Below are 6,871 nucleotides of genomic sequence, written 5' to 3' on the forward strand. Positions count from 1 at the left end.
CTGTGTTCAACTCGGACGTCGGGGCGCGGGGTATTTACTCCGTGGGTTTTGGCCCAGGCCGACGGGTTGCGCGAAAGAACCGGTGCAGTCGTCTTTGGCGTCATCAAGCTTTGTTCGCGAATGTTTTGGAAGGATTATGCGGCTGCGGGAAGGGAGGGACATCCAGATCTTTGCCGCCTTCCAGCAAGACGTAGCAGCATGCCATCACTACAACATCTTTAGCGTTTCAAGAAATTCACTCCAACTTGAGTTAGTGTCATCCATTCCCATCCGTGAGCGGATCTATAACGGGACGACCACCTAGACACATCCATGCCGCTGACACCGCTCTACTGAACCTCTGCAATCTTCGTGACTCAACCCTCCATCAGCCTGTGAGGTCTCCTCATGCGAAAGTTCGAGAAAAACCTCTCCGCCGCCCAATTGCTGAAGCTCAACTGTTTGGTGATCTGGTATCGGCTGCTTGAAGACAGGGCATTGCGCATGGACTCCCCGGACGACTATCACGAGGAGTTGCTTCGCCAGGCCGATGAGATGGATCGTCGAGGGTTTATCTCCTGGCAGGAATGGCGTGATCTTCGTCTGGAGGCTGATGCTGCTTACCTGAGAGCGGTAGCTGGGGAGGATTATCGCCCGGGTAATTTCACGAGTTCGTCAGCAGAGGAGGGATGGAACGTGATCTCGCAATGAAATCACGCCCACTCCTCGGTACGCAGACCACCTCTAGTTATCCCTGCGTTATGAATGTGTGATTGTGAAACCTACAAGGAGACGCTCAGGGCCGAGGTAATACTTCCCGTCTTGAAAGAAGCCTGGAAACTGATGTGCCCGCTCCACGTTTCCCACGCGATAACGTTCACCTGATTTCATGCCTGTCGCTTGATCGATCATCTTGCAAACCTCTGTAGATGGCGCTCAGAAATGTCAGCCTTTGCTGTGCTCGTCAGAAGTGGGGCCAGTGCCTCGTTTGATACCTCGCGGGCCTGCAACGCCCCAGATTCCCAGGCCAACCAGCGGTAATGCCAAGATCAGCAGGGCCCAGGCTGCTTTGACTGCATCTGACTTGTCGCTTCTGAAGATGCTGACGATGGCCCACAGATCGATGAGTAGAAGGATTGCCGCCACGGCAATCCAGAAGTAGCTGGCGAGACCGTTCATGCGCTTGCCTCCTTTACACGTAGTCAGGGCCCAAGGTGCCCGCCGCTGCGCCTGGCACGAGGATGACCTTGCGGCAGTCGTCCTGCTTCTGATCGAACATCTTGTAGCCCATGGGCGCTTCTTCGAGGGCCAGGCGGTGAGTGACGATCAGTTCCGGTTGCAGGCGACCTGCTTCGATGTGCTGCAGCAGTTCGGGCAGGTATTTCTGCACATGGGTCTGGCCCATCTTGAAGGTAAGCCCCTTGTCGAAGGCATCGCCGAACATGAAGGCGTGGATGAAACCAGCGTACACACCCGGCACGCTGACAACCCCACCGCGTCGAACCGCAGCAATGCTCTGGCGCAGCGCCTTGCCACTACTGCCTTCGATCTTCAACGCCGTCATTACCGTTTCGGCAGTGCTACCTTTGGCCTCGAAACCGACCGCATCGATCACCGCATCGACGCCGCGCATGCCTGGCGTCTGGCGGATGATGCTGTCTGCAGGATCGTCGTCCCGCTCGAAGTTGATGGCTATGACTCCGTAGGCCTCTTGGGCATAGGCCAGGCGGTAGTCATTATCATCGACCATGAAGATGGTCTGAGCGCCAAGCATTCGAGCACAGGCGGCGCTTAGCAAGCCCACTGGCCCGGCGCCATAGATCGCTACTGACGAACCCTGGCCGATTTCGGCATTGATGACTGCCTGCCAGGCGGTGGGCAGAATGTCCGAGAGGAACAGCACCTTGTCATCGCCCAGGTTGGTGGGCACTTTGAACGGGCCGACATTGCCCTTGGGCACCCTGACGTAGTCCGCTTGGCCGCCAGGGATACCGCCATAGAGATGGCTGTATCCGAACAAAGCGGCGCCCGGCGGAATGCCTTTCTTGTTGATGATCGCACCACGACCTGTGTTGGTGGTTTCACAAGCAGCAAACAGATCGTGCTGGCAGAAGAAACAGCTGCCGCAAGCAATCACGAATGGAATTACTACGCGATCGCCGATCTGGAGATTGGTAACGGCACTGCCGGTGTCCTCGACGATGCCCATAAACTCATGTCCGAAGATATCGCCAGCTTCGGTTTCTGGAATTTTGCCTCGATAAAGATGCAAGTCGGAGCCGCATATCGCTGTGGCGGTGACCCTGAGGATGATGTCGTCTTCTTGCTCGATGATGGGATCAGGGACATTATCGACCCTGACGTCGTTTGCTCCGTGGTAGGTCAGTGCTCTCATGGGTGTCAGCTCCTGCAGCAGCATATTTCCGTGATAGGTATGCAGAGGAAGCCATGACAGATGGCAAAGTTCAGACCAACATGTCCGGTGGTACTTAAACTGATTCTCGATGCCCACCATCTCCAGCTGAACAATCCTGGTCACACCGGTATCGAACTATCTTGAGCCCGTGCGAAAGAGCCAGGCTGATTAAGCGAGGGCGTGGCGAAGTACGACACGATGTTGGCATTCATGGTGTTCGCTGCCTCCCGTCCTGAGGTGCTTGCGCAGGTACAAGCTCTGACAGACGCGGTGGCATTGGAGGCTGGCGAAGCACTCCCGGATCTGCGTGAAACCATGGCCGTACAGATCCTCAGTGCTGAAGCCAAGGCCCAGCTCAAAACCCTGGCCAACTTCGTTGAGGTGATTTTGGGCAAGGCCGTCATCGAGCCCGATGCGCCATCCAATGCCGATGTCTCCAGCCTTGAAAAATACAACCGGATGCGCGATTTCGACGCGTCACCTGAGCCGTCTGGAAATCGTAAGCAGTCGAGCAGGAAGATTCAGGCCTTACCCCATCGACCCGACACTGAGGTTCTCCGAGGACTTCACCGAGGATGTCGATGCCCTGATGAACAGCGCCTGCCGGATGAAAATGAAGGGCTGATCGGCAAGCGTCTGGGCAGCCGCTAAGGCTTACGACCACCTCCGGCCTTTGGATAGTGCGGTTCGAACAACGCGACCACCCTCTCCACGACACGACCTGCTCCATTTCGGCCAGGAAACGCTTACGGCGGGTCTGTTTGCGCTTACCGGTGTACTCGTAATCGGAGAAGCTCATCTGACTCATGGGGAAGGCTTGCTGGGGCTGAATGGCGGACTTTTCAGCACATGTCGAGTTTGTCTGTGCTGACTTGATCGGAGAATCCGTAGCTGCTGTCCCACGCTGTTTGAGCCGCCCTGCGACGCGAGATCAGCTCACCGGGTTAATGCCTGCGTCCATTATCCATCTCTCTGCCTTCTGATCCCCGATCGGAGAAACTCCGACAATGAATATCTGACATCCCCAGTTCGACGTGCTTCGTGAGCGGTAGATTTCTTATGCAAAAAATCGAGCACGTATAAGAATCGAGTCCACTTGTCAGGTAGCCAGCATCTAGCCTTCGCTGTCATTGAATAGCCCTCCCTGTTTGCTATGGTAGGAATTCTGTATGAAACCAAAGTCGAAGGAGGGCGACATGCGTATTCGCGGTGAGGTTTTTTGGAATTGGGCTGATCCAGCGCTTCATCACCGGACTCATGACGAAGAGCTGGACGATGGCACTACAATCGACGTTCAGGTCAGGCTTTCGCGCACCGGTCAGACTCAAATGTTTATCGGCGTGTACGCTTGTTCTGGGATGGCATTACACGAAGAAGCCTTCGATTCGCGACCCGGAGAATCAATGACCCGAGCTCTGGCTTGGGGGGTAGGGCGGGCAAGGCGTCTTGCTACAGATCAGCGACCTGCCGTAAAACAGGTGGCTTAAACTTCGGCTTTGGGTGGTCGCTTCGCGTCAGGGGCAGCGGCCACCGCCTTTACAAACCACAGCTATTCATCTCGGAACGAGACAGGGCAGCATCAGAGCGCTTCGTTACCCGTGAAAGATCAAGCCCTCTCGCTCCAGCAGTTTTATGTTGGTGGGCTTCAATATGATCCCCGTCAATTCATGCCCGCTGAACCACCGGCATTCCATAATTTCGTGACCTGCGCTAGGCAGCACCGAGGTTTCAACGGACATCTTGTAGAGATAGTGCTCTTCGTCATCAAAGACGTAATGACCTAGGAACTGAGCGTCGTTGAATGGCAGGTTTGTCTCCTCCTTCAGCTCTCGCTTTGCCGCATCAACATGTCCTTCTCCAGGATCGATTTTGCCGCCTGGCAGTGACCATTCGGGAGCTTCCTTGCGGACTAACAGGATCTTTCCTTTCTGCAAGCAGATCACGGTGGAATGCATTTCTCGTAGGCTGGTCATGGTAAGCCCTCCTCTGTGTACGGAAGGCCTGAAAATCACGGTGAAAGTTCATGCTAAGCGTTGGCATGACCCCTCACACCCTGCGGGTTTTGTCAGATAAGCACGCCAATACGATGATCCTGCGTTAGAGTTATAGGCCTTCCCCGGTGATGATTTTCATATGACTTGCGGTGATCAGCGTTCAGCAATCGAATCGGTCGTGACGCACGACGGACAGATTGCCACCCAGATGCGGCAAGTGGACTGGGCTGGTACCAACCTAGGTGACCCTGGGCATTGGCCGGTTCCGCTGCAGCAAGCAGTAGGCTTCTTGCTTGGCTCAGATCTGCCAACTGCAATTCTTTGGGGCGCCCACAGAACGCTGCTCTACAACGACACTTGGATTCCTGTCATGGGGCGTCGTCATCCCGGGGGGTTGGGTAAGCCTGCGCATGAGGTCTGGGTGGCAGTTTGGGGACGGGTCAGTTTGCAGCTCGATGCTGTCATGGAAAAGGCAAGCCTGCTGTTACTCTCCGATTCGGAGTTTCCGGTTCGCCTGGATCGTGAAAAGCCGTGGGCGTTCAGCCTGAGTCCTTTGCGAGCCCCAGAGGGACACATCGTTGCTGTCCTGGTGCAAGGGCAAGAAGTACAGCCGTCAGTTCTGGAACCAGTGCCCTCGCACATTACCCTAGGTCGAGATCGTCGCATGTTCGAACAGGCGCCTGGGTTCATCACCATTCTCAGAGGGCCCGATCACATTTTCGAATTCGTCAATGAGGCTTTCAGGCGTAGCTTTGGTGATCGAGATTACCTCAACCGCTCTGTACAAGAGATGTTCCCTGATCTTGAAGAGCAGGGTTATTTCTCCTGGCTGGATGAGGTGTTCAAGTCGGGCGAGCGGTTCGTTGCTACAGGCACGCCTATCTCGCTGCTCTGTGAATCAGGGATAGTTGAAACTCGTTATCTGGATTTCGTCTATGAGCCAGTCTTCGACGATACAGGGGGTGTGACCGGTATTTTTTGCGAGGGTTTTGACGTTACCAAGCGAGTGGAAACCGAGCGGGCGCTCCGAGAGGAAAGCCGAACGCTTGAGATCCTCCGAGATATCAACGCGGCGTTCGCCAGTGACCTCGATCTTGAGCGGATCGTGCAAGACCTCACGGATGCGGCAACATCGCTTACAGGGGCAGCTTATGGCTCGTACTTTGCCAATGAGGTCGACGAGAGCGGCGCGCATCTGAGACTGTATACGTTGTCGGGAGCTGAACGCTCGGTCTTCGAAAAATTGGGCCATCCTCGCGCCACCCCGTATTTGCACCCACGTTTCGAAACGAGGGCGTCGTTCGATCCTTGGACATCCTGGCCGACCCTCGCTACGGCCAATTCGAGCCGCATCGTGGGATGCCCAAAGGGCATTTGCCAGTGCGCAGTTACCTCGCAATTTCAGTCGTATCGAGAACAGGCGATGTCTTAGGGGGGCTGTTTTTTGGTCATCCCGAACCGGGAAAATTTACAGAGCGGCATGAACGGCTGGTAGTTGCCCTTGCCGCCCAGGCCGCAGTGGCTATCGACAACGCGCAACTTTATCGCCAGGTGCAGCATGCCAAGGCCACCTTGGAAGAGCGGGTCGCTCAACGCACAGACGAGCTCTCGGAGGCGAACGAAGCCCTGCGTCAGGCGCAGAAAATGGAAGCGCTGGGGCAGTTGACGGGCGGAATTGCCCACGACTTCAACAATATTCTGGCAGCGATACTGGGAAGCGCTGATCTGCTGTCCCGACGATTGAAACAGGGTAAGTGGGAGGGTACCGAGCGCCTGCTTGAGGGTATTCAAGTAAGCGCCAAGCGAGCAGCGTCGCTGACCCAGCGCCTGCTCGCATTCTCGCGACGGCAGACGCTTGATCCTCACCCTACGGACATCAATGTACTCATCGGCGATCTGGTCGACCTGATCAACCGCTCGGTTGGGCCGGCCATTACGGTCATCACGCAGCTAGAGCCGAATCTTGGGTTGGCCCGGATTGACCCCGCCCAGTTGGAGAGTTCGCTGCTCAACTTGGCGATCAACGCTCGTGATGCGATGCCCGAGGGTCGTGGTGCGATCTCCATCACCACGCAGACAATCGAGCTCAACGACCTGATGGCAACTCGTGCCGACCTACCTGCTGGAGAATACATCGCTATATCTGTTACTGACTCTGGAAGCGGAATCTCCCAAGAGAACATCAAGCGGATATTTGACCCGTTCTTCACCACCAAGCCGCAGGGCCAGGGCACCGGATTAGGGCTCTCCATGGTGCACGGTTTCGTACTGCAGTCAGGCGGCTGCGGATTCCACGCGCACTTGGACACCCATTCCACGAACACTTGGACAGTGATTCCACGCTGACTTGGACACTCATTCCACGGTCACTTGGACACTGATTCCACGAGCATTTGGACAGTGATTTTCCACTGACCCAGCCCATGCTCAGGCAGGCAGCGACGCAGGATTATTCACTACCATTGAATCGCCCCTGGTTTCG

8 protein-coding genes and 1 pseudogene are annotated in these 6,871 nt (G+C 55.8%); 5 read left to right on the forward strand and 4 right to left on the reverse strand.

Annotated elements, in window-relative coordinates:
* Nucleotides 1–387: 387 nt before the first annotated feature.
* Complete coding sequence (locus G1E_RS24975; RefSeq protein ID WP_009682375.1) at nt 388–690, forward strand: hypothetical protein; 303 nt, start codon at nt 388–390, stop codon at nt 688–690.
* Between the two features lie 234 nt (nt 691–924).
* On the opposite strand, the gene G1E_RS24980 is transcribed toward G1E_RS24975, so the two are convergent.
* Together G1E_RS24980 and G1E_RS24985 are read right to left on the reverse strand one after the other, a co-directional pair.
* Complete coding sequence (locus G1E_RS24980; protein ID WP_009682376.1) at nt 925–1,158, reverse strand: PLDc N-terminal domain-containing protein; 234 nt, start codon at nt 1,156–1,158, stop codon at nt 925–927.
* 13 nt (nt 1,159–1,171) lie between these two features.
* Nucleotides 1,172–2,374: a zinc-dependent alcohol dehydrogenase gene (locus tag G1E_RS24985; RefSeq protein ID WP_033690300.1), complete on the reverse strand. Its 1,203-nt coding sequence runs from the start codon at nt 2,372–2,374 to the stop codon at nt 1,172–1,174.
* 201 nt (nt 2,375–2,575) lie between these two features.
* Between G1E_RS24985 and G1E_RS24990 the strand changes: the two genes are divergently transcribed.
* Entirely contained in the window at nt 2,576–3,046 is a 471-nt protein-coding gene (locus G1E_RS24990; protein ID WP_033690299.1) for a hypothetical protein, read from the forward strand.
* On the opposite strand, the pseudogene G1E_RS28505 reads toward G1E_RS24990, so the two are convergent.
* Nucleotides 3,046–3,203: pseudogene (locus G1E_RS28505) on the reverse strand (IS5/IS1182 family transposase); the annotation flags it as partial. The gene G1E_RS24990 and the pseudogene G1E_RS28505 overlap by 1 nt on opposite strands.
* Nucleotides 3,204–3,591: 388 nt before the next feature.
* Between G1E_RS28505 and G1E_RS29920 the strand changes: the two are divergent.
* A complete protein-coding gene (locus G1E_RS29920) occupies nt 3,592–3,882 on the forward strand; it encodes a hypothetical protein (protein ID WP_084728222.1) in 291 nt (96 codons plus the stop codon).
* Nucleotides 3,883–3,987: 105 nt separating this feature from the next.
* On the opposite strand, the gene G1E_RS24995 is transcribed toward G1E_RS29920, so the two are convergent.
* Nucleotides 3,988–4,368: an NUDIX domain-containing protein gene (locus G1E_RS24995; protein ID WP_009682380.1), complete on the reverse strand. Its 381-nt coding sequence runs from the start codon at nt 4,366–4,368 to the stop codon at nt 3,988–3,990.
* A 160-nt stretch (nt 4,369–4,528) separates the two neighbouring features.
* Between G1E_RS24995 and G1E_RS29925 the strand changes: the two genes are divergently transcribed.
* Together G1E_RS29925 and G1E_RS29005 are read left to right on the forward strand one after the other, a co-directional pair.
* Nucleotides 4,529–5,821 carry a PAS domain-containing protein gene (locus tag G1E_RS29925; protein ID WP_009682381.1) on the forward strand — a complete coding sequence of 431 codons (1,293 nt, stop codon included), beginning with the start codon at nt 4,529–4,531 and terminating at the stop codon, nt 5,819–5,821.
* A complete protein-coding gene (locus G1E_RS29005; protein WP_232555145.1) occupies nt 5,749–6,735 on the forward strand; it encodes an ATP-binding protein in 987 nt (328 codons plus the stop codon). The genes G1E_RS29925 and G1E_RS29005 overlap by 73 nt, the downstream gene beginning before the upstream one ends.
* Nucleotides 6,736–6,871 lie beyond the last annotated feature (136 nt).

Source organism: Pseudomonas sp. TJI-51, assembly GCF_000190455.2.
Classification (GTDB): domain Bacteria; phylum Pseudomonadota; class Gammaproteobacteria; order Pseudomonadales; family Pseudomonadaceae; genus Aquipseudomonas; species Aquipseudomonas juntendi.

Coding starts and splice junctions, on each gene's coding strand:
- G1E_RS29005 (WP_232555145.1), top strand. CDS start 5,749: ATGCCCAAAGGGCATTTGCCAGTGCGCAGTTACCTCGCAATTTCAGTC.
- G1E_RS24980 (WP_009682376.1), bottom strand. CDS start 1,158: ATGAACGGTCTCGCCAGCTACTTCTGGATTGCCGTGGCGGCAATCCTT.
- G1E_RS29925 (WP_009682381.1), top strand. CDS start 4,529: ATGACTTGCGGTGATCAGCGTTCAGCAATCGAATCGGTCGTGACGCAC.
- G1E_RS24975 (WP_009682375.1), top strand. CDS start 388: ATGCGAAAGTTCGAGAAAAACCTCTCCGCCGCCCAATTGCTGAAGCTC.
- G1E_RS24985 (WP_033690300.1), bottom strand. CDS start 2,374: ATGAGAGCACTGACCTACCACGGAGCAAACGACGTCAGGGTCGATAAT.
- G1E_RS29920 (WP_084728222.1), top strand. CDS start 3,592: ATGCGTATTCGCGGTGAGGTTTTTTGGAATTGGGCTGATCCAGCGCTT.
- G1E_RS24995 (WP_009682380.1), bottom strand. CDS start 4,368: ATGACCAGCCTACGAGAAATGCATTCCACCGTGATCTGCTTGCAGAAA.